The 24,651-nt window shown below is 67.2% G+C and carries 37 protein-coding genes; 36 read left to right on the top strand and 1 reads right to left on the bottom strand.

Features of this window, described 5'->3' with window-relative positions; genetic code table 11:
- Positions 1–15 precede the first annotated feature (15 nt).
- The 33 genes from tuf to truA all read left to right on the top strand — a co-directional run bounded on the left by tuf (position 16) and on the right by truA (position 19,329).
- Entirely contained in the window at positions 16–1,209 is a 1,194-nt protein-coding gene (gene tuf, locus ADX84_RS06765) for an elongation factor Tu (RefSeq protein WP_049569164.1), read from the top strand.
- 257 nt (positions 1,210–1,466) lie between these two features.
- Positions 1,467–1,775, top strand: coding sequence for a 30S ribosomal protein S10 (rpsJ, locus tag ADX84_RS06760; RefSeq protein WP_013156110.1), 309 nt, complete (start codon positions 1,467–1,469; stop codon positions 1,773–1,775).
- Between the two features lie 12 nt (positions 1,776–1,787).
- Positions 1,788–2,438, top strand: a complete 651-nt coding sequence (rplC, locus tag ADX84_RS06755) for a 50S ribosomal protein L3 (protein WP_017543007.1) — start codon at positions 1,788–1,790, stop codon at positions 2,436–2,438.
- Between the two features lie 3 nt (positions 2,439–2,441).
- Positions 2,442–3,113, top strand: coding sequence for a 50S ribosomal protein L4 (gene rplD / locus ADX84_RS06750; protein ID WP_049569159.1), 672 nt, complete (start codon positions 2,442–2,444; stop codon positions 3,111–3,113).
- On the top strand, positions 3,110–3,400 hold the full coding sequence (gene rplW / locus ADX84_RS06745) for a 50S ribosomal protein L23 (protein ID WP_017543005.1): 291 nt from the start codon (positions 3,110–3,112) through the stop codon (positions 3,398–3,400). Before rplD ends, rplW begins: the two co-directional genes overlap by 4 nt.
- A gap of 58 nt (positions 3,401–3,458) precedes the next feature.
- Entirely contained in the window at positions 3,459–4,298 is an 840-nt protein-coding gene (gene rplB / locus ADX84_RS06740; protein ID WP_017543004.1) for a 50S ribosomal protein L2, read from the top strand.
- Between the two features lie 12 nt (positions 4,299–4,310).
- The gene (gene rpsS, locus ADX84_RS06735) at positions 4,311–4,589 is read left to right on the top strand and encodes a 30S ribosomal protein S19 (RefSeq protein ID WP_017543003.1); all 279 of its coding nucleotides are present in this window, start codon (positions 4,311–4,313) and stop codon (positions 4,587–4,589) included.
- A 74-nt stretch (positions 4,590–4,663) separates the two neighbouring features.
- Positions 4,664–5,032 carry a 50S ribosomal protein L22 gene (gene rplV, locus ADX84_RS06730; protein ID WP_017543002.1) on the top strand — a complete coding sequence of 123 codons (369 nt, stop codon included), beginning with the start codon at positions 4,664–4,666 and terminating at the stop codon, positions 5,030–5,032.
- Complete coding sequence (gene rpsC / locus ADX84_RS06725; RefSeq protein WP_049569156.1) at positions 5,032–5,820, top strand: 30S ribosomal protein S3; 789 nt, start codon at positions 5,032–5,034, stop codon at positions 5,818–5,820. Before rplV ends, rpsC begins: the two co-directional genes overlap by 1 nt.
- Before the next feature lie 3 nt (positions 5,821–5,823).
- Positions 5,824–6,240 (top strand): 50S ribosomal protein L16, encoded by a 417-nt coding sequence (rplP, locus tag ADX84_RS06720; protein WP_026128979.1) that lies wholly within the window; start codon positions 5,824–5,826, stop codon positions 6,238–6,240.
- A complete protein-coding gene (rpmC, locus tag ADX84_RS06715; RefSeq protein WP_017542999.1) occupies positions 6,240–6,494 on the top strand; it encodes a 50S ribosomal protein L29 in 255 nt (84 codons plus the stop codon). Before rplP ends, rpmC begins: the two co-directional genes overlap by 1 nt.
- Positions 6,491–6,763 (top strand): 30S ribosomal protein S17, encoded by a 273-nt coding sequence (rpsQ, locus tag ADX84_RS06710; RefSeq protein ID WP_017542998.1) that lies wholly within the window; start codon positions 6,491–6,493, stop codon positions 6,761–6,763. Before rpmC ends, rpsQ begins: the two co-directional genes overlap by 4 nt.
- A gap of 104 nt (positions 6,764–6,867) precedes the next feature.
- Positions 6,868–7,236, top strand: coding sequence for a 50S ribosomal protein L14 (gene rplN / locus ADX84_RS06705; protein ID WP_013156121.1), 369 nt, complete (start codon positions 6,868–6,870; stop codon positions 7,234–7,236).
- 3 nt (positions 7,237–7,239) lie between these two features.
- Positions 7,240–7,545: a 50S ribosomal protein L24 gene (gene rplX, locus ADX84_RS06700; protein ID WP_017542997.1), complete on the top strand. Its 306-nt coding sequence runs from the start codon at positions 7,240–7,242 to the stop codon at positions 7,543–7,545.
- Positions 7,545–8,120: a 50S ribosomal protein L5 gene (gene rplE / locus ADX84_RS06695; RefSeq protein WP_049569149.1), complete on the top strand. Its 576-nt coding sequence runs from the start codon at positions 7,545–7,547 to the stop codon at positions 8,118–8,120. Before rplX ends, rplE begins: the two co-directional genes overlap by 1 nt.
- A gap of 13 nt (positions 8,121–8,133) precedes the next feature.
- Positions 8,134–8,319, top strand: coding sequence for a type Z 30S ribosomal protein S14 (locus tag ADX84_RS06690; protein ID WP_013156124.1), 186 nt, complete (start codon positions 8,134–8,136; stop codon positions 8,317–8,319).
- A 270-nt stretch (positions 8,320–8,589) separates the two neighbouring features.
- Positions 8,590–8,988, top strand: a complete 399-nt coding sequence (rpsH, locus tag ADX84_RS06685) for a 30S ribosomal protein S8 (RefSeq protein ID WP_026119486.1) — start codon at positions 8,590–8,592, stop codon at positions 8,986–8,988.
- 17 nt (positions 8,989–9,005) lie between these two features.
- The gene (gene rplF / locus ADX84_RS06680) at positions 9,006–9,542 is read left to right on the top strand and encodes a 50S ribosomal protein L6 (RefSeq protein WP_017542994.1); all 537 of its coding nucleotides are present in this window, start codon (positions 9,006–9,008) and stop codon (positions 9,540–9,542) included.
- A 2-nt stretch (positions 9,543–9,544) separates the two neighbouring features.
- A complete protein-coding gene (gene rplR / locus ADX84_RS06675; protein WP_017542993.1) occupies positions 9,545–9,925 on the top strand; it encodes a 50S ribosomal protein L18 in 381 nt (126 codons plus the stop codon).
- 51 nt (positions 9,926–9,976) lie between these two features.
- Positions 9,977–10,579, top strand: a complete 603-nt coding sequence (gene rpsE / locus ADX84_RS06670) for a 30S ribosomal protein S5 (protein ID WP_017578630.1) — start codon at positions 9,977–9,979, stop codon at positions 10,577–10,579.
- Positions 10,580–10,581: 2 nt separating this feature from the next.
- The gene (gene rpmD, locus ADX84_RS06665; RefSeq protein WP_017542991.1) at positions 10,582–10,767 is read left to right on the top strand and encodes a 50S ribosomal protein L30; all 186 of its coding nucleotides are present in this window, start codon (positions 10,582–10,584) and stop codon (positions 10,765–10,767) included.
- Positions 10,764–11,228: a 50S ribosomal protein L15 gene (rplO, locus tag ADX84_RS06660; RefSeq protein ID WP_049569146.1), complete on the top strand. Its 465-nt coding sequence runs from the start codon at positions 10,764–10,766 to the stop codon at positions 11,226–11,228. The genes rpmD and rplO overlap by 4 nt, the downstream gene beginning before the upstream one ends.
- Before the next feature lie 281 nt (positions 11,229–11,509).
- Positions 11,510–12,823 (top strand): preprotein translocase subunit SecY, encoded by a 1,314-nt coding sequence (gene secY, locus ADX84_RS06655; protein ID WP_049569143.1) that lies wholly within the window; start codon positions 11,510–11,512, stop codon positions 12,821–12,823.
- Positions 12,824–13,483 carry an adenylate kinase gene (locus ADX84_RS06650; RefSeq protein ID WP_199776493.1) on the top strand — a complete coding sequence of 220 codons (660 nt, stop codon included), beginning with the start codon at positions 12,824–12,826 and terminating at the stop codon, positions 13,481–13,483.
- Entirely contained in the window at positions 13,483–14,307 is an 825-nt protein-coding gene (gene map, locus ADX84_RS06645) for a type I methionyl aminopeptidase (RefSeq protein WP_049569137.1), read from the top strand. The genes ADX84_RS06650 and map overlap by 1 nt, the downstream gene beginning before the upstream one ends.
- A gap of 90 nt (positions 14,308–14,397) precedes the next feature.
- Positions 14,398–14,841: a DUF1707 domain-containing protein gene (locus tag ADX84_RS06640; RefSeq protein WP_049569134.1), complete on the top strand. Its 444-nt coding sequence runs from the start codon at positions 14,398–14,400 to the stop codon at positions 14,839–14,841.
- A gap of 285 nt (positions 14,842–15,126) precedes the next feature.
- Positions 15,127–15,348 (top strand): translation initiation factor IF-1, encoded by a 222-nt coding sequence (gene infA / locus ADX84_RS06635; RefSeq protein WP_017578623.1) that lies wholly within the window; start codon positions 15,127–15,129, stop codon positions 15,346–15,348.
- Positions 15,349–15,402: 54 nt separating this feature from the next.
- Complete coding sequence (rpmJ, locus tag ADX84_RS25325) at positions 15,403–15,516, top strand: 50S ribosomal protein L36 (RefSeq protein WP_082206327.1); 114 nt, start codon at positions 15,403–15,405, stop codon at positions 15,514–15,516.
- Positions 15,517–15,732: 216 nt separating this feature from the next.
- Positions 15,733–16,113 (top strand): 30S ribosomal protein S13, encoded by a 381-nt coding sequence (gene rpsM, locus ADX84_RS06630; RefSeq protein ID WP_017542983.1) that lies wholly within the window; start codon positions 15,733–15,735, stop codon positions 16,111–16,113.
- 69 nt (positions 16,114–16,182) lie between these two features.
- The gene (gene rpsK / locus ADX84_RS06625) at positions 16,183–16,587 is read left to right on the top strand and encodes a 30S ribosomal protein S11 (RefSeq protein WP_017542982.1); all 405 of its coding nucleotides are present in this window, start codon (positions 16,183–16,185) and stop codon (positions 16,585–16,587) included.
- A gap of 181 nt (positions 16,588–16,768) precedes the next feature.
- Positions 16,769–17,791, top strand: coding sequence for a DNA-directed RNA polymerase subunit alpha (locus tag ADX84_RS06620; protein ID WP_017542981.1), 1,023 nt, complete (start codon positions 16,769–16,771; stop codon positions 17,789–17,791).
- A gap of 65 nt (positions 17,792–17,856) precedes the next feature.
- On the top strand, positions 17,857–18,321 hold the full coding sequence (rplQ, locus tag ADX84_RS06615; protein ID WP_049569132.1) for a 50S ribosomal protein L17: 465 nt from the start codon (positions 17,857–17,859) through the stop codon (positions 18,319–18,321).
- Positions 18,322–18,483: 162 nt separating this feature from the next.
- Entirely contained in the window at positions 18,484–19,329 is an 846-nt protein-coding gene (truA, locus tag ADX84_RS06610; RefSeq protein WP_049569129.1) for a tRNA pseudouridine(38-40) synthase TruA, read from the top strand.
- Positions 19,330–19,686: 357 nt separating this feature from the next.
- On the opposite strand, the gene ADX84_RS06605 is transcribed toward truA, so the two are convergent.
- Positions 19,687–20,622 (bottom strand): hypothetical protein, encoded by a 936-nt coding sequence (locus ADX84_RS06605; protein WP_049569126.1) that lies wholly within the window; start codon positions 20,620–20,622, stop codon positions 19,687–19,689.
- Positions 20,623–22,046: 1,424 nt separating this feature from the next.
- On the opposite strand from ADX84_RS06605, the gene rplM reads away from it, so the two are divergent.
- The 3 genes from rplM (at position 22,047) to glmM (ending at position 24,545) form a co-directional block, all read left to right on the top strand.
- Positions 22,047–22,496, top strand: coding sequence for a 50S ribosomal protein L13 (gene rplM, locus ADX84_RS06600; RefSeq protein WP_017542977.1), 450 nt, complete (start codon positions 22,047–22,049; stop codon positions 22,494–22,496).
- Between the two features lie 37 nt (positions 22,497–22,533).
- A complete protein-coding gene (gene rpsI, locus ADX84_RS06595; RefSeq protein ID WP_017542976.1) occupies positions 22,534–23,043 on the top strand; it encodes a 30S ribosomal protein S9 in 510 nt (169 codons plus the stop codon).
- A 164-nt stretch (positions 23,044–23,207) separates the two neighbouring features.
- Positions 23,208–24,545, top strand: a complete 1,338-nt coding sequence (glmM, locus tag ADX84_RS06590) for a phosphoglucosamine mutase (protein WP_049569122.1) — start codon at positions 23,208–23,210, stop codon at positions 24,543–24,545.
- The last annotated feature ends 106 nt before the right edge of the window (positions 24,546–24,651 follow it).

Below are 24,651 nucleotides of genomic sequence, written 5' to 3'. Positions count from 1 at the left end.
TCTAGGAGACTTCCAGTGGCGAAGGAAAAGTTCGAGCGGACTAAGCCGCACGTCAACATCGGCACCATCGGTCACATTGACCACGGCAAGACCACGCTGACCGCGGCCATCACCAAGGTGCTGCACGACGCGTACCCGGCGCTGAACCCGTTCACCCCGTTCGAGGACATCGACAACGCTCCTGAGGAGCGCGAGCGCGGTATCACCATCTCCGTCGCTCACGTCGAGTACCAGACCGAGGCGCGTCACTACGCCCACGTCGACTGCCCCGGTCACGCTGACTACGTGAAGAACATGATCACGGGTGCCGCGCAGATGGACGGCGCGATCCTGGTCGTGGCCGCCACCGACGGTCCGATGCCGCAGACCAAGGAGCACGTCCTCCTGGCCCGCCAGGTCGGCGTCCCCGCCATCGTCGTCGCCCTGAACAAGGCCGACATGGTGGACGACGAGGAGATCTTCGAGCTCGTCGAGCTCGAGGTCCGTGAGCTCCTCAGCGAGTACGAGTTCCCCGGCGACGACATCCCCGTCACCAAGGTCTCGGCTCTCAAGGCCCTCGAGGGCGACGCGGAGTGGGGCAAGGCCGTCCTGGAGCTCATGGGCACCGTGGACAGCTTCATTCCCGAGCCCGAGCGTGACACCGAGAAGCCCTTCCTCATGCCGATCGAGGACGTCTTCTCGATCACCGGTCGCGGCACCGTCGTCACCGGTCGTATCGAGCGCGGCGTCGTCAACGTCAACGAGACCGTTGACATCGTCGGCATCAAGGAAGACAAGCAGACCACCACCGTCACCGGTGTTGAGATGTTCCGCAAGCTGCTCGACAACGGTCAGGCTGGCGACAACGTCGGTCTGCTCCTGCGCGGCATCAAGCGCGAGGACGTCGAGCGCGGCCAGGTCGTGATCAAGCCCGGCACGACCACCCCGCACACCGAGTTCGAGGGCCAGGTCGTCATCCTGTCCAAGGACGAGGGTGGCCGCCACACGCCGTTCTTCAACAACTACCGCCCGCAGTTCTACTTCCGCACCACTGACGTCACCGGCGTCGTGACGCTGCCGGAGGGCACGGAGATGGTCATGCCCGGTGACAACACCGAGATGACCGTCAACCTGATCCAGCCGGTCGCGATGGAAGAGGGCCTCAAGTTCGCCATCCGTGAGGGTGGCCGGACCGTGGGCGCGGGTCGCGTCACGAAGATCCTCAAGTAGCACACACGTTGGGGTGGCCCCTTCCGGAGCCGCCCCAACGTGGTGGGTGGGCCGCTTCACGGCGGCCCGCCCGCCACACTGACAAGACGTCATCGGGCTCTGTGACGGTGACGCACCGCAGGGGCAAGCCCTGTTGCGGTTTCTCAAGGGAATAGGGGCTCACGGCCAACACGCCGGCGGATTCGCCGACGGGCCTGGGCGTCTGTGACCGGACAGCTCACCGTTACGGACACTGAAGCGAAGGACGAACAGGCCACATGGCGGGACAGAAGATCCGCATTCGGCTAAAGGCCTATGACCACGAGGTCATCGACAGCTCGGCGCGCAAGATCGTTGAGACTGTGACGCGAACTGGCGCACAGGTCGCGGGCCCGGTGCCGCTGCCGACGGAGAAGAACGTTTACTGCGTCATCCGATCGCCGCACAAGTACAAGGACTCGCGCGAGCACTTCGAGATGCGCACCCACAAGCGGCTGATCGACATCATCGACCCCACGCCGAAGACGGTCGACTCGCTCATGCGACTCGACCTCCCGGCTGGCGTTGACATCGAGATCAAGCTTTAAGGACGCACAGACATGGCCACCAAGCAGATCAAGGGAGTTCTGGGCGAAAAGCTCGGCATGACCCAGGTCTTCGACGACGCGGGCAAGATGGTGCCCGTGACCGTCCTGAAGGCCGGTCCGTGCGTCGTGAGCCGCATCCGGACCCCCGACACCGATGGCTACTCCGCCATCCAGCTCGGCTACGGGCAGATCAACCCTCGCAAGGTCAACAAGCCCCTGGGCGACTACCTGCGTGCGAACGACCTGACCCCGCGCCGTCACTACGTCGAGGTGCGTACGACCGACGCCTCCGAGTACACGCTCGGCCAGGAGGTCGACGCCGCGGCGTTCGAGATCGGCCAGAAGGTCGACGTCACGGGCAAGAGCAAGGGCAAGGGTTTCGCCGGTGTGATGAAGCGCCACGGTTTCCGTGGTCTCTCCGCCTCGCACGGCACCCAGCGTAAGCACCGCTCTCCCGGCTCCATCGGCGGCTGCGCCACTCCCGGCCGCGTTTTCAAGGGCATGCGGATGGCCGGGCGCATGGGTAACGTGCGCAAGACCGTCCAGAACCTGACCGTTCACTCAGTGGACGCGGAGAAGGGCCTCATCCTGGTCAAGGGTGCTGTCCCGGGTCCCAACGGCGGTCTGGTGCTCGTCCGCACCGCTGTGAAGGGGGACAAGTAAGCCATGACCCAGATCGAGGTCAAGAACCCTGAGGGCGGCTCCAAGGGCAGCGTTGAGCTCCCCGAGTCCGTCTTCGCCCAGCAGGTCAGCATTCCGCTGATCCACCAGGTCGTGAACGGCCAGCTGGCTGCCGGTCGGCAGGGCACCCACGCCACCAAGACCCGCGGCGAGGTCCGCGGCGGTGGCAAGAAGCCCTACCGCCAGAAGGGAACCGGTCGCGCCCGTCAGGGCTCGATCCGCGCCCCGCAGTACACCGGTGGTGGCACCGTTCACGGTCCCCAGCCGCGTGACTACAGCCAGCGGACCCCGAAGAAGATGAAGGCCGCCGCCCTGCGCGGTGCCCTCTCGGACCGGGCCAACCACGGCCGCATCCACGTCGTCACCGAGTTCGTCGGTGAGGGCGCGGAGAGCAAGTTCACGCAGACCGCTCTGAAGGCGCTGCGTCAGGTCACCGAGTCCGACAAGGTTCTCGTCGTCCTGGCCCGCGAGGACGAGCACAACCGGCGCGCCCTGCGCAACCTCGAAGAGGTCCACATCCTCGACGCGGACCAGGTGAACACCTACGACGTCCTCTACGCGGACGACGTGGTCTTCACTGAGGCGGGCTACGCCGAGTTCCTGGCCCACGCGGCCGGTGCCTCGAAGGCCGCTGAGTCCGAGGAGGACGACCAGTGAGGATCGCCGACCACCGGGACATCATCGTCGAGCCGGTGATCTCCGAGAAGAGCTACGGGCTCATGGACGAGAACAAGTACACGTTCATCGTTCGCCCGGACGCCAACAAGACCCAGATCAAGATCGCGATCGAGAAGATCTTCGAAGTGAAGGTCACGAACGTGAACACGATCAACCGGAAGGGTAAGCGCAAGCGGACCCGTTTCGGTTTCGGGAAGCGTCCCGACACCAAGCGCGCGATCGTCAGCGTGGCCGACGGCCAGCGGATCGACATCTTCGGTGTCTGACCTTTCCCGGGTCTGACCGCTACATGTCAAGCAACACGTAAAGGAATGCGCGAAGAAGATGGGCATTCGGAAGTACAAGCCGACGACGCCGGGTCGTCGCGGCTCCAGCGTGAGCGACTTCGTCGAGATCACGCGTTCGGAGCCGGAGAAGTCCCTGGTCCGTCCGCTTCACTCCAAGGGCGGTCGTAACGGCCACGGCCGGATCACCGCTCGTCACCAGGGTGGTGGCCACAAGCGCGCCTACCGCGTGATCGACTTCCGTCGTCACGACAAGGACGGCGTGCCGGCCAAGGTCGCTCACATCGAGTACGACCCCAACCGCACCGCTCGGATCGCTCTGCTCCACTACGTGGACGGTGAGAAGCGCTACATTCTGGCGCCCGCCGGCCTCAAGCAGGGCGACAAGATCGAGAACGGCCCCCAGTCCGACATCAAGCCGGGCAACTGCCTCCCGCTGCGCAACATCCCCACGGGTACGTTCGTGCACGCGGTCGAGCTGAAGCCCGGTGGCGGTGCCAAGCTGGGTCGTTCCGCGGGGTCGCAGATCCAGCTCCTCGCCAAGGAGGGCCGTTACGCCACGCTGCGTATGCCCTCCGGTGAGATGCGCATGGTCGAGATCTCCTGCCGCGCCACGGTTGGTCAGGTCGGCAACGCCGAGCAGTCCAACATCAACTGGGGCAAGGCCGGCCGCTCGCGGTGGAAGGGCAAGCGCCCGACCGTCCGTGGTGTGGTCATGAACCCGGTCGACCACCCGCACGGTGGTGGTGAGGGCAAGACCTCCGGTGGTCGTCACCCGGTCAGCCCCTGGGGCAAGAAGGAAGGCCGGACCAGGGCCAAGAACAAGGCCAGCGACAAGCTGATCGTGCGGCGTCGGCGTAGCGGTAAGAAGAAGCGGTAAGGAGCACGTCTGATGCCACGTAGCCTTAAGAAGGGTCCCTTCGTCGACGACCACCTCATCAAGAAGGTGGAAGTTCAGAACGAGAAGGGGACCAAGAACGTCATCAAGACGTGGTCCCGGCGATCCATGATCGTCCCGGAGATGATCGGTCACACGATCGCCGTCCACGACGGCCGCAAGCACGTTCCGGTGTTCGTGTCGGAGTCGATGGTCGGCCACAAGCTCGGTGAGTTCGCTCCCACGCGTACTTTCCGTAGCCACGTCAAGGACGACCGCCGCAGCCGCCGCTAGCGGTTGCAGCAGTTGTAAGAACCATTTTCTCCACGGTGAGTGGGGAAGGAATTTCCGTGAGCGAGGGAAAAGCGATGGGAACGAGGGCACAGGCGCGGTTCGTCCGCGTTACGCCCCGAAAGGCTCGCCGGGTGGCGGACCTTATTCGCGGGTTGCCCGCTGACGAGGCACAGGCGGTGCTCCGGTTCGCGCCCCAGTCGGCGAGCGAGCCCGTTGGCAAGGTGCTGGCAAGCGCCATCGCCAACGCTGAGCACAACGACAAGCTGGACCGCGAGTCCCTGGTGGTCGAGCGCGTCTGGGTGGACGAGGGTCCGACCCTGAAGCGCATTCGTCCCCGAGGCTTCGGCCGGGCTTTCCGAGTCACCAAGCGCACGAGCCACATCACCGTGGTCGTCGCTGAGGGCGCGGGCGCCTCGTCCAAGACCAAGGAAAGGACCCGATAGTGGGGCAGAAGGTAAACCCGCACGGGTTCCGCCTCGGCATCACCACCGACTTCAAGAGCCGCTGGTACGCCGACAAGTCCTACAAGGACTACGTCAAGGAAGACGTCGCGATCCGTCGGATGTTGACCCGTGGCATGGAGCGCGCGGGCATCTCCAAGGTGGAGATCGAGCGCACCCGTGACCGTGTCCGCGTGGACGTCTACACCGCCCGGCCGGGCATCGTCATCGGCCGCCGCGGCGTCGAGGCCGACCGGATCCGTACGGACCTTGAGAAGCTCACTGGCAAGCAGGTGCAGCTGAACGTCTTCGAGGTCAAGAACCCCGAGATCGACGCGCAGCTCGTCGCCCAGGGCGTCGCTGAGCAGCTGAGCAGCCGCGTGGCTTTCCGCCGCGCGATGCGCAAGGCCATGCAGAGCGCCATGAAGAGTGGCGCCAAGGGCATTCGTATCCAGTGCGGTGGCCGCCTGGGTGGGGCTGAGATGTCCCGCTCGGAGTTCTACCGCGAGGGTCGCGTCCCGCTGCACACGCTGCGCGCCGACATCGACTACGGCTTCTTCGAGGCCCGTACGACGTTCGGTCGCATCGGTGTCAAGGTGTGGATCTACAAGGGCGACGCCCCTGTGACCCGCGCCGAGCGCGAGGCCGCTCAGGCCGCGCAGCGCACCGCCGGTGGCGGTCAGCGCCGCGAGCGTCCGCAGCGTCGCCGTCGTGGCGGTGCCGCTGGCGCCCCGGGCACTGACGCCAAGGCTGGTGCTTCGGCCGAGGCCCCGAAGACCGAGGGGAGCTGACCGATGCTTATTCCTCGCAAGGTGAAGTACCGGAAGCAGCACCACCCGGACCTTCGCGGCAAGGCCAAGGGCGGAACGACGATCACCTTCGGTGAGTTCGGCATCCAGGCCCTGGAGTCGGCTTACGTGACGAACCGTCAGATCGAGTCCGCTCGTATCGCCATGACGCGTCACATCAAGCGTGGCGGCAAGGTGTGGATCAACATCTTCCCGGACCGTCCGCTGACGAAGAAGCCTGCCGAGGTCCGCATGGGCTCCGGTAAGGGTTCGCCCGAGTGGTGGGTCGCGCCGGTCAAGCCGGGTCGCGTGATGTTCGAGCTGTCGGGCGTGCCCGAGGCCGTGGCCAAGGAGGCCCTGCGCCGTGCGATGCACAAGCTCCCGATGAAGTGCAAGTTTGTTAAGCGGGAGGTGTGGGAGTAGTGGCGAAGTCCGTGACTGCCCACGAGCTGCGCGACCAGTCCGTCGAGGACCTGGTCACGAAGCTCAAGGAAGCCAAGGAAGAGCTCTTCAACCTCCGCTTCCAGGCCGCCACCGGCCAGCTCGACAACCACAGCCGTCTGCGCACTGTCAAGCGCGAGATCGCCAGGATCTACACGGTCCTGCGCGAGCACGAGCTGGGCATCGTCCCGCTGTCTGGTGAGTCGGCTGAGGAGACGAAGGAAGCAGCCGAATGAGTGAGAACCAGACCGCGACGCGCAACTACCGCAAGGTGCGCGAGGGCTACGTCGTCAGCGACAAGATGGACAAGACCGTCGTTGTCGAGGTCGAGGACCGCGTCAAGCACGCCCTGTACGGCAAGGTCATCCGACGGACGACCAAGTACAAGGCGCACGACGAGGCGAACTCCGCTGGCGTCGGCGACCGGGTCCGCATGATGGAGACCCGGCCGCTCTCCGCGACGAAGCGTTGGCGCGTCGTGGAGATCCTGGAGAAGGCTAAGTAACCCCAGCCTGTTGGCGGCCGGCACGCGTTGTCGGCCGCCGACGCGAGGGGTGAGACCACCTAGCCGTGCGGCAGTGGACCGCACGCATCACATCAGGAGCAGACGTGATTCAGCAGGAGTCGCGACTCAAGGTCGCCGACAACACGGGTGCCAAGGAGATCCTTACCATCCGTGTTCTCGGTGGCTCGGGTCGGCGCTACGCCGGGATCGGCGACACGATCGTCGCCACGGTGAAGGACGCCCTGCCTGGCGCTGGAGTCAAGAAGGGCGACGTCGTCAAGGCCGTTGTCGTGCGCACCGTCAAGGAGCGCCGCCGGCCCGACGGCTCCTACATCCGCTTCGATGAGAACGCTGCCGTGCTCATCAAGGACGGTGGGGACCCGCGAGGCACCCGCATCTTCGGCCCGGTCGGCCGTGAGCTGCGTGACAAGAAGTACATGCGCATCATTTCGCTGGCGCCGGAGGTGCTCTAAGCGATGAAGATCAAATCTGGCGACGAGGTCATCGTTCTCGCCGGCAAGGACAAGGGTGCCACCGGCAAGGTCGTCAAGGCCCTGCCGAAGGAAGACCGTGTCATCGTCGAGGGCGTCAACCTGGTCAAGAAGCACAGGAAGGCCAACCCGGCGGGCGGCCAGCAGGGCGAGGTCGTCACCAAGGAGGCCCCCATCCACGTGAGCAATGTTGCGCTCGCCGTGGACGGCAAGGCCACTCGGGTCGGCTACCGCTTCGAGGAAGACGGAACCAAGGTTCGGGTCTCCCGTCGCACCGGTAAGGACATCTGATGACGGTTACCAACGACATCACCGCACCTCCGATGCCGCGACTCAAGGAGAAGTACCGCAACGAGATCGCTGCGGGCCTCAAGGACGAGTTCGACATCGCCAACGTCATGCAGATCCCCGGTCTCACGAAGATCGTGGTCAACATGGGCGTGGGCGAGGCGGCTCGGGACGCGAAGCTGATCCAGGGCGCGATCGCCGACATCACGGCGATCACCGGGCAGAAGCCGAAGATCAACCGGGCCAAGAACTCCATCGCGCAGTTCAAGCTGCGCGAGGGTCAGCCGATCGGCGCCAGCGTCACGCTGCGCGGTGACCGGATGTGGGAGTTCCTTGACCGGCTGCTCTCGCTGGCCCTGCCCCGGATCAGGGACTTCCGTGGCCTTTCCCCGAAGCAGTTCGACGGGAACGGCAACTACACGTTCGGTCTGACCGAGCAGGTCATGTTCCACGAGGTCGACCCGGACAGGGTCGACCGCCAGCGTGGGATGGACATCACGGTTGTCACGACGGCGACCACCGACGAACAAGGCCGCAGCCTGCTCAAGCGGCTCGGTTTCCCGTTCAAGGAAGCCTGAGGGGTTACCACAGATGGCTAAGAAGTCGCTGATCGCGAAGTCGCAGCGGAAGCCGAAGTTCGGCGTTCGTGCGTATACTCGATGCTCTCGGTGCGGCCGCCCCCGCGCCGTCTTCCGGAAGTTCGGCCTGTGCCGTATCTGCTTCCGCGAGATGGCCCACCGGGGCGAGCTGCCCGGTATCACCAAGTCGAGCTGGTAGTTTCCGGTGGGGCCGACCCTGCGCACTAGCGCGGTCGGCCCCCCGAAACGCCGCCTCACTGGTGGCTCGAAGCAGTGACCGTGACCGCCTCCAGGCGGTCGTCGGTGCAGCAACATCCATTCAACAGGGCACGGCAGTCCCGGGAGGGACCGCGGTGCCCACGACCACGCCGAAGGTCCGTTTGTGCACTCTCCGGGGGTAACCCCGACGGGAGGCAGGCTCTGGGAAAGCCCGCACTCGGAAACCGCGGTGAGGAAGGGCCAGTCGGCCATGACGATGACCGACCCGATCGCAGACATGCTGACGCGTCTGCGTAACGCGAACTCGGCGTACCACGACACCGTGACGATGCCGTATTCCAAGATCAAGGCGCACATCGCCGAGATCCTCCAGCAGGAGGGCTTCATTCAGGGCTGGCGGACCGAGGAGGCCCCCGTGGGCCAGAGCCTCGTCCTCGACCTGAAGTACGGCCCCACCCGTGAGCGTTCCATCGCGGGAATCCGCCGGGTGTCCAAGCCCGGTCTCCGGGTGTACGCGAAGAAGGAGAACCTTCCGCGCGTGCTGGGTGGCCTCGGTGTGGCGATCATTTCGACGTCCGGTGGCCTGATGACTGACAAGCAGGCCAAGAAGCGTGGCGTGGGCGGCGAAGTCCTCGCTTACGTCTGGTAATAGGGAGAGACTGAAGCATGTCGCGAATCGGTCGACTGCCGCTCTCGGTCCCCAAGGGCGTCGAAGTCACGATTAACGGGCAAGACGTCACTGTCAAGGGGCCGAAGGGCGAACTCAAGCACACGATCGCCGAGCCGATCACCGTCTCCTTCGAGGACGGTATCGTCACGGTCGCTCGTCCTGACGACAAGCCGGAGAACCGGTCGCTGCACGGTCTGACCCGTGCACTGGTCGCCAACCTCGTCGAGGGTGTGTCCAAGGGCTACGCCAAGACGCTGGAGATCCACGGTGTGGGTTACCGCGTCCAGGCCCGCGGCTCCAACCTGGAGTTCTCGCTGGGCTTCAGCCACCCGGTGGTCATCGAGCCCCCGGAGGGCATCACCTTCCGCGTGGAGAAGCCGACCATCCTCCACGTCGAGGGCATCGACAAGCAGCTGGTGGGCCAGGTCGCCGCGAACATCCGCGGTCTGCGCAAGCCTGACCCGTACAAGGCCAAGGGCGTGCGGTACAAGGGTGAGCACATCCGCCGCAAGGCCGGAAAGGCTGGTAAGTAGGCATGGGCATCACCGTGAGCCGTAAGCGCACCGCGAAGGCCACTACCTCGCGCAAGCGCCGGCAGTTCCGGGTCCGCAAGAAGGTCGTGGGCACCAGTGAGCGTCCGCGTCTGGCCGTGTTCCGTTCCTCCAAGCACATCGTCGCGCAGGTGATCGACGACTCCAAGGGTCACACCCTGGTCGCCGCCTCCAGCGTCGAGACCGATGTGCGGGGTGCCGAGGGCACGAAGTCCGACAAGTCCGTCAAGGTCGGTGAGCTCGTCGCGCAGCGCGCGAAGGACGCCGGTATCACCCAGGTCGTCTTCGACCGCGGTGGTAACCGGTACGCCGGTCGTATCGCCAAGCTCGCCGACGCGGCGCGCGAGGGCGGGCTGGAGTTCTAGTTCCATGACCTCTGTACTGGCCAAGAACAAGCACGAGAAGAGGAATCACTGATGGCTGCAGCACCGCGGCGCGGCGCCGGTGGCGAACGGCGTGATCGCCGTGACGATCGCCGCGGCGGCGCCGCAGACAAGGGTGTCTCCTACATCGAGAAGGTCGTGACCATCAACCGGGTCGCGAAGGTCGTCAAGGGCGGCCGTCGCTTCTCCTTCACCGCTCTCGTCGTCGTCGGTGACGGCAACGGCATGGTGGGTGTCGGTTACGGCAAGGCCAAGGAAGTTCCGGCCGCGATCGCCAAGGGCGTGGAGGCCGCGAAGAGGAACTTCTTCCGCGTCCCCCGCATCCAGGGCACCATCGTGCACCGGGTCCAGGGCGAGGAAGCCGCTGGCGTCGTCCTGCTCCGTCCGGCCGCCCCGGGTACCGGTGTTATCGCCGGTGGTCCCGTGCGCGCCGTCCTGGAGTGCGCCGGCATTCACGACATCCTGAGCAAGTCGCTCGGTTCGTCCAACCCGCTGAACATCGTGCACGCCACGGTGGCGGCGCTCAAGGGTCTCAACCAGCCCGAGGAGATCGCGGCCCGCCGTGGTCTGCCGATCGAGGATGTGGCCCCGGCTGCCATGCTGCGCGCTCGCTCTGAGGCGAAGGCAGGAGCCTGATCATGGCCAAGATCAAGATCACGCAGACCCGCTCCAAGATCGGCGGCAAGGTGAAGCAGCACGCTGCTCTCCAGTCGCTGGGCCTGGGCCGGATCGGCAAGTCCACCGTCCGTGAGGACCGCCCTGAGGTTCGCGGGCAGATCACGATCGTCTCGCACCTCGTCACTGTCGAGGAGGTCGCAGAATGAGCGACTACAACCCCGACGAGCTGCTCAAGCTGCACCACCTGCGTCCCGCCCCGGGTAGCAACAAGGCCAAGATCCGCAAGGGTCGTGGCGAGGCTTCCAAGGGTAAGACCGCTGGTCGCGGTACCAAGGGCACCAAGGCTCGTAACACCGTTCGTCCCGGCTTCGAGGGTGGGCAGATGCCCCTCATCCGCCGGATCCCGAAGCTCAAGGGCTTCAGCAACGCCCGGTTCAAGACGACCTACCAGATCGTCAACCTGGACAAGCTGAGCGAGCTCTACCCCGAGGGTGGCGAGGTCACCGTCGAGGGCCTGGTCGCCAAGGGTGCGGTTCGCAAGAACCAGCTCGTCAAGGTGCTGGGTACGGGTGAGATCACCGTCGCCGTGCAGGTGAGCGCCAACGCGTTCTCCGGCTCCGCGAAGGAGAAGATCACCGCCGCCGGTGGCACTGTCACCGAGCTGTAGGGGTCTCCCTACGATGCGTACTGGGGGCGTCCGCCCAGCAGGTCCTGGAAAGGTCCTGTTGGCGGGCGCCCTCACGTGTTGGAGCGGGTTCGTTATCCCGCTCCGACCCCTCGCGTCGGGTGATGACTGTTACAGTGCCATCTGTTTGAGTTCCCCGCTTGACGTAATGTGAGTACTTCCGAGCACCGGGCGACAGGCCCGGCGCTGACGTTCTACGACGATTCAGGATCGGCCGCGATGTCTGGAACCCGTTCCGCCGCCGAAGCCGCGCAGGAGGAGACGTGCTAGGTGCGTTCGTTCGTGCATTCCGCACGCCCGACCTGCGCAATAAGCTGCTGTTCACACTGTTCATCCTGACGATCTTCCGGCTGGGTTCGGTGATTCCCGCACCGGGCATCGACTCGGCGGCGATCAGGGACCAGATGGACTTCATCACCGCGCAGGACCAGTCCGGTGTCTACGCGATGGTGAACCTCTTCAGCGGCGGCGCCCTGCTGCAACTGGCGGTGTTCGCGCTCGGGGTCATGCCGTACATCACCGCGAGCATCATCATCAACCTGCTCACTGTCGTGATCCCGCGTCTGGAGGCCCTCAAGAAGGAGGGCCAGGCCGGACAGAGCAAGATCACGCAGTACACCCGTTATCTCACCCTCATGCTCGCCGTGCTCCAGGCCACCTCCATCGTGGCCATGGCCCGCACCGGCGCCCTCTTCCAGAACTCGATCGACCCGTCGGTCTACATGCCCAACCAGGACATCCTCACCATGGTGACGATCGTCTTCGTGATGACCGGCGGTACCGCGATCATCATGTGGATGGGTGAGCTGATCACCGAGCGCGGTGTCGGCAACGGTATGTCGCTGCTGATCTTCACCCAGGTCATCGCGATGTTCCCCTCCTCGATCATGGGTCTGTACGAGGAGCGGTCGGTCTGGATCTTCATCATCATCTGCCTCGCCGGTCTGGCCCTGATCACCGCCGTGGTGTTCATGGAGCAGGCGCAGCGCCGTATCCCGGTGCAGTACGCGAAGCGCATGGTGGGTCGTCGCATGTACGGCGGCAGCTCGACCTACATCCCCCTGAAGGTCAACCAGGCGGGCATCATCCCCGTGATCTTCGCCTCCTCCCTCCTGTACCTCCCGCAGCTGGTCGTCGGTCTGATCGGGCAGGACTCCACCCATCCGGTGGCCCAGTTCTTCCAGACCTACTTCCTCACGGGCACTCACCCCGTCTACATGGCGACCTTCTTCGTCATGATCGTCGGCTTCGCGTTCTTCTACGTGGCGATTACGTTCAACCCCACTGAAGTCGCCGACAACATGAAGAAGTACGGTGGGTTCATCCCGGGTATCCGTCCGGGGCGTCCGACCGCCGAGTACCTGGACTACGTCCTGACTCGTCTGACGACCCCCGGTTCGCTGTACCTGGGTGTGATCGCTCTCCTGCCCATGGTCGCTCTCGGCGCCACCGGTGCCGACATGAACTTCCCCTTCGGCGGGACGAGCATCCTGATCATGGTGGGTGTCGGGCTGGACACGGTGAAGCAGATCGAGAGTCACCTCCAGCAGAGGAACTACGAAGGTTTTCTGCGATAAATGCGTGCAGTATTGGTGGGGCCGCCTGGGGCCGGTAAGGGCACCCAGGCCCAGATCCTCGCGGAAGAGCTGTCGATCCCGAAGGTGTCCACCGGTGACATCTTCCGGGCCAACGTCAGCGGTGGTACCGAACTCGGCAAGAAGGCCAAGGAGTTCATGGACCGTGGCGACCTCGTCCCCGACGAGGTCACGAACGCCATGGTCAAGGACCGGCTGGCCCAGGACGACGCTGCGGGTGGTTTCCTGCTGGACGGGTTCCCCCGCAACGTCCCCCAGGCCGAGACCCTCAAGGGGATGCTCGGCGACCTCGGCACCGACCTCGACGTCGTCCTGGAGCTGCGGGTCGACGAGGAGGAGGTCGTCAAGCGCCTCTCGGGTCGTCGTTCCTGCCCCGAGTGCGGCCGCGTGTACCACGTCGAGTACGACGCCCCGAAGGAAGAGGGCAGGTGCGACAACGAGGGCGCCGCGCTCTACCAGCGTGAGGACGACCGCGAGGAGACCATCCGGCACCGCCTGAAGGTCTACCGCGAGCAGACCTCCCCGCTGGTCGAGTTCTACTCCGGTGAGGGCCTGCTGGCCACCATCGCCGCCACGGGCCCCGTGGCGGAGGTGACGGCCCGAGCCAAGGCCGCCATCGAGGAGAAGCGGTCGGCCCGCTGATGTCCCGTAGAGCCGACTCGGGCGTGCAGATCAAGACGCCGGAACAGATCGCCAAGATGAGGGCGGCGGGCCAGGTCGTGGCCCGCGCCCTGGACACCCTCCGGTCCGCGGTGCGGCCCGGGGTGTCCACCCTCGAACTGGACGCGGTGGCCGAGAAGGTCATCCGGGACGCCGGGGCCATCCCTTCCTTCAAGGGCTACCACGGCTTCCCCGGATCGATCTGCGCCTCGGTCAACGAGGAGGTCGTGCACGGCATCCCGAGCACCGAGCGCGTCCTGGCCGACGGCGACATCATCTCCATCGACTGCGGTGCCATCCTCGACGGCTGGCACGGCGACTCCGCGGTGACCATCGCGGTCGGGGAGGCCCGGCCCGAGGACCTCGCGATGATGGAGGTGTGCGAGGAGTCCATGTGGCAGGGGATCGCGCAGATGCACCCGGGCAGGCGCCTGGGTGACATCGGGTTCGCGATCGATGGCCACATCGCGGCCAACGGCGGCTACGGCAACGTGCGCGAGTACGGCGGCCACGGCATCGGCACCGAGATGCACATGGACCCGCACGTGCTCAACTACGGCAAGAAGGGCCGTGGCCAGAAGCTGGTCGAGGGCATGTGCCTGGCGATCGAGCCCATGACCACGCTCGGCAAGCACGACGTGGTGGAGCTGGAAGACGGCTGGACGGTCGTCACGCGGGACGGCGGTCGCGCCGCCCACTTCGAGCACACCGTGGCGATCACGGCGGACGGCCCGATGGTGCTGACCGCACGCGAGTCGAACCGCGATAAAATCACCCAGATGGGGTTCGTCCAGCCGACCTGGTGACGGCGGACCCACCACCCGGTTACCTCCGGCCAACGGCCGGAGGCGGCGGGGGTGGCGACCACCCACGGGTGAAGAGGCGAGGTACGCGCAGTGTCCGAACCGGTGCCGTCGATACGAACGTCCGACTCCGAGCGGGACCGCGTGGCGGGGCTCCTCCAGGAGCACTTCGCGCAGGGCCGGTTGGACCACGAGGAGTTCACCGAGCGTCTCAGCCAGGCCTACCGGTCCAGGACCGTGGAGGAGCTGGCCGTGGTGACGCGGGACCTGCCCGAGCGTGACCTCGCCGACGTCGGCCGGGCCCCGCTGGCCGACGCCGCGGCCCCGCCCCTGCGGTTGCGCGACCCCGCGCTGATGGTGCCGTGGGTCCTCTACGGCGGCGTCAACGTCCTGTGCTTCTTCATCTGGCTGATCCTCTACTTCACGACCGGGGCCAGCTACCCTTGGTTCCTGTGGGTTCTCGGCCCGTGGGGGATCATGATGTCCGTCGTGACCTTCGGGGTGCTCGCCGCCCAGCGCGGCCAGGGCGAGGACTAGGACGCCCGCCGACCGTGTAGGGTTCTGTGCCCTCCGGTTAGGAGTACTTGTCCGAAGGGGATAGACTGTCACTGCCCATACGCGGGCTGTTGGGTCAGTCTGCCTTCTTTGTGCCACGTCATTCCACTCGACGTACGCTCTCTCGCAGTTGGCCCGAGCTTCCAGTGTGTTCAGGCTCTGACGACCAGGACTTCTCCGGTCGTCCGGGCTCTCGCGTCATGCGAGGCCACTGGGGTCGCGTCGGGTTGTCATGATCAACCAATTGATGAGCGAGGCGTGGAGGACATGGCGAAGAAAGACGGCGCCATCGAGATCGAGGGTTCCGTTGTCGAGTCGCTACCCAACGCTATGTTCAAGGTAGAGCTCGACAACAAGCACACGGTCCTTGCCCACATCAGCGGCAAGATGCGGATGAACTACATCCGTATTCTCCCCGACGACCGCGTCGTCGTGGAGCTGAGCCCGTACGACCTCACGCGCGGGCGCATCGTTTACCGCTACAAGTAGCCCGTCAGGGGCCGCACGGCCCAAGACTGGTGATGTGATGAGTTCGGAGTCACCATGAAGGTCAAGCCGAGCGTGAAGAAGATCTGCGCGAAGTGCCGCGTGATCCGTCGTAACCGTCGGATCATGGTCATTTGCTCGGACCCGCGCCACAAGCAGCGCCAGGGCTAGCTCCCCGGTTCGCTCGTCGCGGCTTCCGCACAGCGAGGACCCGGTGGGGTACCACCCCAGCCGGGCACGTGAAACAACGAAAACCTGTTCCGATCTCCCGCCGTCAAGGACGCGCGGGGGAGAACCCCCGGTCGGAGGCCGGGGCCTCGTCGATTGGGCGACGAGAGGATGGAACGGGTCAGACCTCCGCATATGCATGGATGGAGTCTCGCCCACATGGCACGTATTGCCGGCGTTGACCTCCCCCGCGACAAGCGGGTGGAGATCGCTCTCACTTACGTTTTCGGGGTTGGCCGTACCCGCGCCCTCGAAACCCTGAAGAACACCGGTGTCGACGGGAACACCCGCGTCTACCAGCTGTCCGAAGAGGACCTGGTCAAGCTGCGCGAGTGGATCGACGCCAACTACCAGGTCGAGGGTGACCTGCGTCGCGAGGTCCAGGCCGACATCCGTCGCAAGATGGAGATCGGTAGCTACCAGGGCATTCGCCACCGTCGTGGCCTTCCGGTCCGCGGTCAGCGCACGCAGACCAACGCCCGTACCCGCAAGGGCAAGAAGAAGACCGTGGCCGGCAAGAAGAAGGCCGGCAAGAAGTAGTCCGCCTCGGACCTGTCAACCGCGTCCGAGAAGATGCACACGGACCGATGATCTCTGGGAGTTTCGCTCATGCCGCCTAAGGGCCGTCAGGGTGCCGCGCGCAAGGTGCGCCGCAAGGAAAAGAAGAACATTGCCCACGGGCACGCTCACATCAAGAGCACGTTCAACAACACGATCGTGAGCATCACCGACCCCACCGGTGCGGTGATCGCCTGGGCCAGCTCGGGCCAGGTCGGCTTCAAGGGGTCGCGTAAGTCCACCCCCTACGCCGCGCAGATGGCCGCCGAGGCCGCTGCCCGCCGCGCCCAGGAGCACGGTGTCCGCAAGGTCGACGTCTTCGTGAAGGGCCCGGGTTCCGGCCGGGAGACCGCCATCCGTTCGCTTCAGGCGACCGGTCTCGAGGTGGGCTCCATCCAGGACGTCACCCCGGTTCCGCACAACGGCTGCCGCCCGCCGAAGCGCCGCCGCGTCTGATTGGCACCGGTGCCCGCGCCTCCTACCGCGCGGGCACCCCGTGGTGCGGTCCGCCACCGCCCCCTGTGGGTAAGCGGGGCGGACCGGGTAGGAATCCGAACAGGGGACGCCACCGCTCCGGTGGTGTCCGTCCGGTGGCCGTCAAATAGCGGGCGGCCATGTGGAAGGGAAGTCACGGACCATGTTGATCGCACAGCGTCCCACGCTCACCGAGGAAGTCGTCTCGGACCTGCGTTCGAGGTTTGTCATCGAGCCGCTGGAGCCGGGTTTCGGCTACACGATCGGTAACTCTCTCCGTCGTACGCTGCTGTCCTCCATCCCCGGTGCGGCTGTCACCAGCATCCGCATCGAGGGCGTCGAGCACGAGTTCACCACCGTGCCCGGGGTCAAGGAGGACGTCACCGAGATGATCCTCAACCTCAAGGGTCTGGTCGTCAGCTCCGAGCACGACGAGCCGGTGCTGATGTACCTGCGCAAGCAGGGCCCCGGTGTGGTGACCGCCGCGGACATCGCTCCGCCGGCCGGTGTCGAGGTGCACAACCCCGACCTGCACATCGCCACGCTGAACGGCAAGGGCAAGCTGGAGATGGAGCTGACGGTCGAGCGCGGCCGCGGTTACGTCTCTGCGACGCAGAACAAGCAGCAGGGCCAGGAGATCGGTCGGATCCCGATCGACTCCATCTACTCGCCGGTGCTGCGTGTGACCTACAAGGTCGAGGCCACCCGTGTCGAGCAGCGCACCGACTTCGACCGCCTGATCGTCGACATCGAGACCAAGCCGGCCATCCGTCCCCGTGACGCCGTGGCCAGCGCGGGCAAGACCCTGGTCGAGCTGTTCGGTCTGGCGCGTGAGCTCAACGTCGACGCCGAAGGCATCGACATGGGCCCGTCGCCGACGGACGCCGCGCTCGCGGCGGACCTGGCGCTGCCGATCGAGGACCTCAACCTCACGGTCCGGTCCTACAACTGCCTCAAGCGTGAGGGCATCCACAGCGTTGGTGAGCTGGTTGCCCGCTCCGAGCAGGACCTGTTGGACATCCGTAACTTCGGTGCCAAGTCCATCGATGAGGTCAAGCAGAAGCTCATCGACATGGGCCTGTCCCTGAAGGACTCCCCGCCCGGATTCGACCCCAGCACCGCGGCCGACTCCTACGGCTCCGAGGACGACGAGGGTGAGTCCTTCGTCGAGACGGAGCAGTACTAACCTTCGTCGCCCAAAGGTCCCCGGCCGAGTGCGGCCGTGGACCGCATCACTAGGAGAACGACACCATGCCCACGCCTACCAAGGGCGCCCGTCTGGGATCCGGGCCCGCTCACGAGCGGCACATCCTGGCGAACCTCGCCACCTCGCTGTTCCAGCACGGCCGCATCCGCACCACGGAGGCCAAGGCCAAGCGCCTGCGTCCGTACGCCGAGAAGCTCATCACGCTCGGCAAGCGCGGCGACCTGCACGCCCGTCGTCAGGTGCTGACCAAGATCACGGACAAGTCCGTGGTGCACGAGCTCTTCACCGAGATCGGCCCGCGCTTCGAGAACCGTCCCGGTGGTTACACCCGTATCACCAAGATCGGTCCGCGTAAGGGCGACAACGCCCCGATGGCCATCATCGAGCTGGTCGAGGCGCTGAACGCGCCCGCCGCTCCGGCTGCCGCTCCCGCCGAGGAGACCGCCACGGCCGAGGACACCACCACGGAGGCCCCCGAGGCCACCGAGGAGAGCTCCGAGAGCAAGTAGGGCCGACGTGCGCAGGGCCCAGGGCCCGCGCCAGGCTCGTGGAGTGCCCGACCCTCGCGGGGGTCGGGCACTTCTTCTTTTCACGGGTCACCGGCAGGACCGTCTCGGCGGTGCCGGTGGCCCTGGCGCGTCCGGTGGGCGCGCCAGGGATGCGGGGTGGGGATGGACGAGAACGAAACGACCGTCCGGCTGCGACTGGACATCGCCTACGACGGGACCGACTTCTCCGGGTGGGCGACCCAGCCGACTCGGCGCACCGTTCAGGGTGAGCTGGAGTCCGCGCTGGCGAAGGTGCTCCGGCTTCCGTCGGCCTCGGTGACGTGTGCCGGCCGCACGGACGCCGGTGTGCACGCGCGCGGCCAGGTGGCGCAGGTGGACGTGCCGCTCGCGACCTGGGAGGACGAGGGGGAGCGGGTGCTGCGCAGGCTCGCCGGTGTGCTGCCCCGGGACGTGCGGGTCAGCGCCGTCCGGGTGGCGCCGCCGGGGTTCGACGCGCGCTTCTCGCCCCTGTTCCGCCGCTACGTGTACCGGATCAGCGACGCCCCCTACGGCGTGGAGCCGCTGCGGCGTCGCGACGTGCTGTGGCACCGGCACCCGGTGGACGTGGACCGGATGAACGAGGCCGCCGCCCTGTTGGTCGGCGAGCACGACTTCGCGGCCTTCTGCAAGAAGCGGGAGGGGGCCACGACCATCCGTGAGTTGTTGCGCCTGGAGTGGGTGCGGGAGGAACCGCACCTGATCGCCGGGACGATCCAGGCCGACGCCTTCTGCCACAACATGGTGCGTGCCCTCGTGGGGGCGCTCCTGGCGGTGGGGGACGGACGCAAGGGGGTGGAGTGGCCGGGCAGGGTCCTGGGCGCCGCCGTACGCGATTCCTCGGTGCACGTGGTGGGTCCGCAGGGGCTGAGCCTGGAGGAGGTGCGCTACCCCGCCGACGAGGAGCTGGCGGGCAGGGCGAGCCTCACCCGTCGCGTGCGCGAGCTCCCCTGCAAGGGGCACGCAGAGTAGAGGGCGAGCTGGGTGTGCCGGGCCGGAGTCTCAGGGCGTGCGTGTGCGGGACCGGAGGGTTCGGGCGTGCGTGCGTCCGAGGGCCTGCCTGTGCGCGCGGAGGGCGAAGGCCCCGGGCCGGGTCGCGGTGTGCCTTCCGGGGCTGTCTCCGGGCACGCCCGTGCGGGCGGAGCTAGTAGGTCCCCGGGCTGGGGCCAGTGTGCGTCCCGGGGCAGTCTCGGGGCATGCGAGTGCGGGCGGAGAGCGAAGACCCCCTGATAGGTCAAGTAGAGCCGGAAACACCGAACGGCGCCACCCTGGTCCACGAACTGTGGACAACCCGGGTGGCGCCGTCTTCGTGTGCGGGGCCGGTGCCCCTCAGGCCCGGTCGTCGGCGAGCGCCCCGTGGACACTCTCGATGAACCCCTCACCGATGTCGCGCAGTTCGGTGGCGTCGCCGCCGTCCTCGGAGCCCTCGTCGCTGCCGTCGCTGTTGGCGGACAGGGAGAAGAGGAGGTAGCGGCCCCACTGGCCGCTGCTGCCGTGGCCGCCCGAGTAGCCGAGGCGTTCGGCGGGCGTGCCCTCGTCGCCGGGCAGGCCCGCGAACCACTCCGCGCCGACCAGGTCCTGGGCTCCCAGAGCGGTCTCGGCCTCGGAGTCGCTCGGCATGGCGGCGATCCCGACGGTGACCGCGTGGTTCTGGTCCTCGCTCAGGTACGAGGCGCGCACCAGCTGGCGGCAGTCGTTGTCGGCGAGCACTTGGCCGTAGTCGCCATGGGTGCCCGCGGCGCAGTCGTCGCTGTCGTCGACGGCGACCCGGCTGAACGTGCCCTGGCCCTCGACCTCGATCTCCTCGGGGAAGAGGCCGTCCGCGGCCAGGGCCCCGGAGTCGGCTCCCTCGTCGGAGACCGGGGTGGCGCCGGAGCCGCCGGAGCCGAAGTAGAAGGCGCCGCCGCCAGCGATCGCCAGCAGGGCCACGAAACCCGCGCCCATGAGGACGATCTGGCTCCGGGGCCGCTTCCGCGCGGGCTGGTCGTCGTAGTCGTCGTAATCGTCGTACTCGTCGTAGGCGTCCCGCACGCTCTGGACGTCGAACTGGGCGGTGTCGGCTCCGGCGTCCTCGGGCACCTCGTCCCGGTAGAGCGGGCGGTTGGCGCCGGAGGGGCTGCTGGCCGGGACCGCGCGCAGGTTCTGGGTGGCGCCCATGGAGTCGGTCGGGAAGACCGGATCCTCGGCGGGCCGGGGCGGCTCGGGCTGCTGCGCGGGGTAGGCGGGCGGACGGTTGCCGCCCGAGGGAGCGCCGTGCGGGGGCATGCCGGGCGCACCCGGGCCTCCAGGGCCACCGGGAGCGCCGTGGGCGCCGGGCGGAAGGGAGTTGGGCGGGGGCGGGATCGGCCCGCGCATGGACGGCTGTCCGCCCGTGGGCATCGCCTGGGGCGCGCCGGGCGGAACCTGGGGTCCCGTGCCGGGGTGTCCGGGGTGCTGACCCGGAGGGCCCTGGTACTGGCCGGGGTGCTGGCCCGAATGCTGTCCGGGCGGGGGCTGCGGCGGACGGCCCTGCGCGTGCGGGGGCACCGGGGCGCCCTGGCCGGGGTGCGGAGCGCCGGGAGGCAGGGGCTGGCCGGGGTAGGGCTGGCCCGGCGCCTGGGGTCCGGTGACCGGGCGCCCGGGGCCCTGAGGGCCGCCCGGGGGCACATTGGGGCCGCTCTGAGTGAGATGTCCCATTCCGGGGTGGCCGCCGGTGGGTCCGGCCGGGGCTCCGTACGGGGCCCCGCCCTGCTGCGGGCCACCGTGGTGCGGCGGCCCCTGCGGACCGCTGGGTCCGGTGTGCTGCGGGGGTTGGGGGCCGCTGTGTACTCCGGGAACGCCCTGCGGACCGGTGCCGCCCTGCGGGGGCTGGGGGAACTGACTGTGCGGGTGAGAACCCGGAGCGGGCTGCGGCGCCTGCGGGCCACTCGGACCGGCGTACGGCGGGTACTGCGGGCCGGAGGGGCCCGCGGCGGGGGAAGCGTGCGGCCACTGCGGTCCGGATGTGGAATGCTGGCCGTCAGACTGGGAGGGCGCCCCGAGCAGGTCCCGACCGTCGCCTGCCTCCGGCTGGAGAGGTCGTCCGTCTGGGCCGTACTGAGGCGGGTTCGGATGGGTGCTGATGGGAGTCTCCGAAGGCTCTGGGAGTGGGACTGGGTCGCGGCTCGCCGGGCCCGTGGCCTGTGTCCGCCTCGTGGCTTTCTCACCGGTTCGGCGGACGCACGGCGATCGTGACGGGCGTCTCCAAGGTGCGGGTCACCGCCCGTGGTACCGGGCGGATACCGGCCTTTCGGTGCAAGGGTAACCAACGCGCGGGCGAGGGCAGGACGAAGCACTCGCGGCGACAGGCATAATAAAAGGCGGAGAGGTCACGGATGTGAACCCGTCCCGGCGCTTTCCCGCCAGACGTATCCCATCGGTCGGCCCTACGCACGCTTTGACCTGCGTTAGGGTGGACAGGTAGGGTATTTCGTCGTTGTGCGTTGAGTTGCCGTGGGCCCCAAACTCCCGAAGCTGGGTGCCGATCCACGCACCATCGTCTGCGCACTCACGACCGGGTCGTCCTGATTGGACATGGGACATCCGGCCAAGTAACAGCCCCGCACCCGCGGCGGCTGTTCGGCCCCGCACCCGTAGGGGTGTTCCGTAATACGAGTCCACCATCCCGTTCGGGATGGGGCAGCCGACTGGAAGAGCGAAGGCGAACGATCGTGCGCACATACAGCCCCAAACCAAACGATGTCCAGCGTCAGTGGCACGTTGTCGACGCTACCGATCTCGTGCTCGGGCGTATGGCGAGCCAGGTCGCCACGCTGCTTCGGGGCAAGCACAAGCCCTACTACGCGCCCCACATCGACACCGGCGACTTCGTCATTGTCGTGAACGCCGAGAAGGTCGCCCTGACCGGCAAGAAGCTGGAGCAGAAGCGGGCCTACCGGCACTCCGGTTACCCCGGCGGTCTGCGTTCGATCGCGTACGCCGACCTGCTGGAGAAGAACCCCGAGCGGGCCATCGAGAAGGCCGTCAAGGGCATGCTCCCCAAGGGCTCCCTCGGCCGTCAGATGGGCAAGAAGCTCAAGGTGTACGCCGGTGCGGAGCACCCGCACCAGGCCCAGCAGCCGGTTCCGTTCGAAATCAAGAAGATCGAGCAGCCCGCCTAGGCGTTCGCAGACTTTTACAGGAAGCACGAGGATAACCGTGGTCGAGCCCACCGGCATCGAAGACGTCGAGCAGGAAATCGCCGAGAACCCGGAGGAGTTCCCCTCCGAGTACACGAGCGAGTCGGACGAGACGACCGCCGCCTACGTTCCCACCGCGTCCGGCCCCAGCGCCGGTACCGGTCGTCGTAAGCAGGCCGTCGCCCGCGTTCGCATCGCCCCCGGATCGGGCGAGTGGAAGATCAACGGCAAGCCGCTTGATGTCTACTTCCCGGACAAGGTCCACCAGCAGACGGTCAAGGACCCGTTCGTCTCGCTCGGGTTCGACGGCGCCTACGACGTCTTCGCCCGTCTTGACGGCGGCGGCACCAGCGGCCAGGCCGGCGCCCTGCGTCACGGCATCGCCCGTGCGCTGGCGACCCTGGACGCCGAGAACAACCGTCCGACCCTGAAGAAGGCCGGCTTCCTCACCCGTGACGACCGCGAGGTCGAGCGGAAGAAGGCCGGTCTCAAGAAGGCGCGCAAGGCTCCGCAGTTCTCCAAGCGCTAATGCTCATGCGCCGACTCCTGCGCGGCTGAGCTTTCGCCCGTACGTCGTTCCCTCTGTCGGGGACGGCGTACGGGCTTTTGGTTTTTCCGGTGGCTTTCTCCGCCACGCTGAACTTCACCGGCGCCGGCTCTCTCCGGTGCCGCTTTCGAAAGGGGCTGTCGCCTGTGGCTCGGCTGTTCGGAACCGATGGCGTACGCGGTCTCGCGGGACGAGACCTGACCGCTTCGCTCACCCTGGAACTGTCCATCGCGGCTGCGCGGGTCCTGGCCGCGACCGACGGCGACCGTCGACCGCTGGCCGTGGTCGGACGCGACCCACGTGCGTCCGGGGAGTTCCTGGAGGCCGCGGTCGTCGCGGGTCTGGCGAGCACCGGCGTGGACGTCGTCAAGGTCGGTGTGCTGCCCACCCCGGCTGTGGCGTACCTCACCGGTTCCCTGGGCGCCGACTTCGGCGTGATGCTCTCGGCGAGCCACAACCCGGCCCCGGACAACGGGATCAAGTTCTTCGCCCGGGGCGGGCAGAAGCTTGAGGACTCCCTGGAGGAGGAGATCGAGGGCATGCTCGGCGTGCCCTCGACCCCCGCCGTGGGTGACGCGGTCGGCCGCGTCACCGAGTCCCACGACGGTGCGGAGCGGTACACGCAGCACGTCCTGGACTCCCTGCCGCACCGTCTGGAGGGGCTCAAGGTCGTCATGGACTGCGCCCACGGCGCGGCCAGCACGGTCGCTCCCGAGGCGCTGCGCCGGGCGGGCGCGGAGGTCATCGCGATCGGTGACCAGCCGGACGGCCACAACATCAACCAGGGGTGCGGTTCCACCAGCCTGGGAGCTCTCCAGGAAGCGGTACGGCTGCACGGCGCCGACGCGGGCATTGCCAACGACGGCGACGCCGACCGCTGCCTGGCCGTGGACTCCGAGGGCAACGTGGTGGACGGCGACCAGATCCTGGCGATCCTGGCCACGGAGGCCAAGGAGGCCGGGCGCCTGGAGAAGGACACCCTCGTGGTGACGGTCATGTCCAACCTCGGTCTGAAACTGGCGATGGCCCGCGAGGGCGTCGCCGTGGTGGAGACCGCGGTCGGTGACCGTTACGTGCTGGAGGAGATGAAGCGCGGCGGGTTCGGGCTGGGCGGTGAGCAGTCCGGCCACGTGATCCTGCTCGACCACGCCAGCACCGGCGACGGCCTGCTGACCGGTCTGCACCTGCTGGCCGCCATGGCGCACCGAGGGCAGGGCCTGGCCGAGCTGGCCAAGGTCATGACGCGTCTGCCGCAGATCCTCATCAACGTCCCGGACGTGGACAGGTCCAAGGCCGCCGAGTCCGAGGAACTGGCCGCGGCCGTCCGCGAGGCCGAGGCCGAGCTGGGCGAGACCGGCCGGGTTCTCATCCGGCCGAGCGGGACCGAGCCGAAGGTCCGCGTGATGGTGGAGGCCCCCGAACAGGAGCAGGCGGCGGCCGTGGCCGAGCGCCTGGCCGGGGTGGTGCGCACCGCCCTCAAGTAGGGGCTCTTCCCACGATCCCTGCGCGCATCCGGGCAGACAACGGCCCGGGTGCGCGTTTTCGTGTGTGTGCGGTGTGGTGGGGCGGCCCCGGAGGGGGCGCTCCCTA

This window comes from Nocardiopsis sp. SBT366 (assembly GCF_001083815.1).
GTDB classification, from domain to species: Bacteria; Actinomycetota; Actinomycetes; order Streptosporangiales; family Streptosporangiaceae; genus Nocardiopsis; species Nocardiopsis prasina.
The sequence above is the reverse complement of the archived record's forward strand: the minus strand, read 5'-3'. Positions and strand labels throughout refer to the sequence as shown.

Bases quoted from the DNA above. Each gene is read 5' to 3' on its own strand.
- rplP (WP_026128979.1), top strand. From the start codon at position 5,824: ATGCTTATTCCTCGCAAGGTGAAGTACCGGAAGCAGCACCACCCGGAC.
- rplB (WP_017543004.1), top strand. From the start codon at position 3,459: ATGGGCATTCGGAAGTACAAGCCGACGACGCCGGGTCGTCGCGGCTCC.
- ADX84_RS06605 (WP_049569126.1), bottom strand. From the start codon at position 20,622: ATGCCCCCGCACGGCGCTCCCTCGGGCGGCAACCGTCCGCCCGCCTAC.
- rpsK (WP_017542982.1), top strand. From the start codon at position 16,183: ATGCCGCCTAAGGGCCGTCAGGGTGCCGCGCGCAAGGTGCGCCGCAAG.
- rplE (WP_049569149.1), top strand. From the start codon at position 7,545: ATGACGGTTACCAACGACATCACCGCACCTCCGATGCCGCGACTCAAG.
- rplQ (WP_049569132.1), top strand. From the start codon at position 17,857: ATGCCCACGCCTACCAAGGGCGCCCGTCTGGGATCCGGGCCCGCTCAC.
- rpsS (WP_017543003.1), top strand. From the start codon at position 4,311: ATGCCACGTAGCCTTAAGAAGGGTCCCTTCGTCGACGACCACCTCATC.
- rplD (WP_049569159.1), top strand. From the start codon at position 2,442: ATGACCCAGATCGAGGTCAAGAACCCTGAGGGCGGCTCCAAGGGCAGC.
- rplC (WP_017543007.1), top strand. From the start codon at position 1,788: ATGGCCACCAAGCAGATCAAGGGAGTTCTGGGCGAAAAGCTCGGCATG.
- rpsH (WP_026119486.1), top strand. From the start codon at position 8,590: ATGACGATGACCGACCCGATCGCAGACATGCTGACGCGTCTGCGTAAC.
- rpsE (WP_017578630.1), top strand. From the start codon at position 9,977: ATGGCTGCAGCACCGCGGCGCGGCGCCGGTGGCGAACGGCGTGATCGC.
- rpmD (WP_017542991.1), top strand. From the start codon at position 10,582: ATGGCCAAGATCAAGATCACGCAGACCCGCTCCAAGATCGGCGGCAAG.
- rpmJ (WP_082206327.1), top strand. From the start codon at position 15,403: ATGAAGGTCAAGCCGAGCGTGAAGAAGATCTGCGCGAAGTGCCGCGTG.
- rplR (WP_017542993.1), top strand. From the start codon at position 9,545: ATGGGCATCACCGTGAGCCGTAAGCGCACCGCGAAGGCCACTACCTCG.
- rplF (WP_017542994.1), top strand. From the start codon at position 9,006: ATGTCGCGAATCGGTCGACTGCCGCTCTCGGTCCCCAAGGGCGTCGAA.
- ADX84_RS06650 (WP_199776493.1), top strand. From the start codon at position 12,824: ATGCGTGCAGTATTGGTGGGGCCGCCTGGGGCCGGTAAGGGCACCCAG.
- rplV (WP_017543002.1), top strand. From the start codon at position 4,664: ATGGGAACGAGGGCACAGGCGCGGTTCGTCCGCGTTACGCCCCGAAAG.
- rplO (WP_049569146.1), top strand. From the start codon at position 10,764: ATGAGCGACTACAACCCCGACGAGCTGCTCAAGCTGCACCACCTGCGT.
- ADX84_RS06690 (WP_013156124.1), top strand. From the start codon at position 8,134: ATGGCTAAGAAGTCGCTGATCGCGAAGTCGCAGCGGAAGCCGAAGTTC.
- truA (WP_049569129.1), top strand. From the start codon at position 18,484: ATGGACGAGAACGAAACGACCGTCCGGCTGCGACTGGACATCGCCTAC.
- rpsQ (WP_017542998.1), top strand. From the start codon at position 6,491: ATGAGTGAGAACCAGACCGCGACGCGCAACTACCGCAAGGTGCGCGAG.
- rpsM (WP_017542983.1), top strand. From the start codon at position 15,733: ATGGCACGTATTGCCGGCGTTGACCTCCCCCGCGACAAGCGGGTGGAG.
- rpsJ (WP_013156110.1), top strand. From the start codon at position 1,467: ATGGCGGGACAGAAGATCCGCATTCGGCTAAAGGCCTATGACCACGAG.
- map (WP_049569137.1), top strand. From the start codon at position 13,483: ATGTCCCGTAGAGCCGACTCGGGCGTGCAGATCAAGACGCCGGAACAG.
- ADX84_RS06620 (WP_017542981.1), top strand. From the start codon at position 16,769: ATGTTGATCGCACAGCGTCCCACGCTCACCGAGGAAGTCGTCTCGGAC.
- rplX (WP_017542997.1), top strand. From the start codon at position 7,240: ATGAAGATCAAATCTGGCGACGAGGTCATCGTTCTCGCCGGCAAGGAC.
- infA (WP_017578623.1), top strand. From the start codon at position 15,127: ATGGCGAAGAAAGACGGCGCCATCGAGATCGAGGGTTCCGTTGTCGAG.